1 protein-coding gene and 1 pseudogene are annotated in these 1,516 nt (G+C 69.6%); both read right to left on the minus strand.

All coding sequences use genetic code 11. From position 1 onward, the window contains the following. Positions 1 to 972, minus strand: a pseudogene (locus ACSNOD_RS31045) (excinuclease ABC subunit UvrA); the annotation flags it as partial. Between the two features lie 160 nt (positions 973 to 1,132). Continuing rightward, positions 1,133 to 1,516 (minus strand): VOC family protein (locus tag ACSNOD_RS31050; RefSeq protein ID WP_436770414.1); only part of this gene is annotated, 384 nt, incomplete at its 5' end.

A 1,516-nucleotide genomic window follows, 5' to 3' on the forward strand; every position in this document is an offset into this window, starting at 1 on the left:
CAGATCGCGCACCTCCATCGCGCACGCGTCGGCGATGCTGATCCCCTCGATCTTCGAGGACCGGGCCGCCTCGCTCAGCCGGGTGCCCCCGCACTCGGGACAGGTCGTGAACGTCACCGCCCGGTCCACGAAAGCGCGGACATGCGGCTGCATCGACTCCCGGTCCTTCGCGAGGAAGGTCTTCCGGATCTTCGGAATGAGCCCCTCGTAGGTGAGATTGACGCCGTTGATCTTCACCTTGGTCGGCTCGCGGTGGAGGAAGTCGTACCGCTCCTTCTTCGTGTACTCGCGGATCGGCTTGTCCCGGTCGAAGAAGCCCGACTCGGCGATGACCCGCACCACCCAGCCGCCCCCGGTGTAGGTGGGGATGGTGAACGGGTCCTCGGAGAGCGACTTGGACTCGTCGTAGAGCTGGGTGAGGTCGATGTCGGATACGGAGCCGCGACCCTCGCAGTGCGTGCACATGCCGCCGGTGCGGCTGAAGGTCACCTTCTGGGTCCTGGTCCTGTCGGCCCCGCGGTCGACCGTGAGTCCACCGCTCGCCGAGACCGAGGCGACGTTGAAGGCGAACGCGCCGGGTGGGCCGATGTGCGGCTGCCCGAGCCGGCTGAAGAGGATGCGCAGCAGCGCGCCCGTGTCGGTGGCGGTGCCGACGGTGGAGCGGGGGTCGGAGCCCATGCGCTGCTGGTCGACGATGATCGCGGTCGTCAGCCCGTCGAGCACATCGACCTCGGGCCGCGCCGGCGTCGGCATGAAGCCCTGTACGAAGGCGCTGTACGTCTCGTTGATCAGCCGCTGCGACTCCGCGGCGATCGTGTCGAACACCAGCGAGCTCTTGCCCGAGCCGGAAACCCCGGTGAACACCGTCAGCCGGCGCTTGGGGATCTCGACGCTGACGTCCTTGAGATTGTTCTCGCGCGCGCCGTGCACGCGAATCAGATCGTGGCTGTCGGCAACGGGCAGCGCGGACACCTGCGTCCCCGTCCTCGTGGCCTTGCCGCCGGCTGTCGACTCGCCGGCCGTGGACTTGCTCACCGTGTCTCCATCGGTCTTGGTGGGGCGGGACCGCTTCGCGGCGTCGAGGGAAGCACGGGCCGCGGGCCGGGGCCCGCGGCCACGCCGCGGGCGGTCGTCACTGCCTGCGGGGCTGGGTGAAGCGGAGCATATTGCCGGCCGGGTCGCGGAAGGCGCAGTCGCGGACGCCGTACGGCTGGTCGATCGGCTCCTGCAGCACCTCGCCACCGGCGGCCCGAATGCGTTCGAAGGTGGCGTCGCAGTCGTCGGTGGAGAAGATCACGCCGCGCAGCATGCCCTTGGCCAGCAGTTCCGCCATGGCCTGGCGGTCGGCCGGCGAGGCGTTGGGGTCGGCGAGCGGCGGCTCCAGGACGATCTCCACGTCCGGCTGCTCGGGTGAGCCCACGGTCACCCAGCGCATCCCCTCGAACGCGACGTCGTTGCGTACCTCCAGGCCGAGGGCGCCGCAGTAGAAGGCGAGCGCCTTGTCGTGGTCGTCGAC

It is taken from the genome of Streptomyces sp. URMC 123, from assembly GCF_051386515.1.
Lineage (GTDB): Bacteria > Actinomycetota > Actinomycetes > Streptomycetales > Streptomycetaceae > Streptomyces.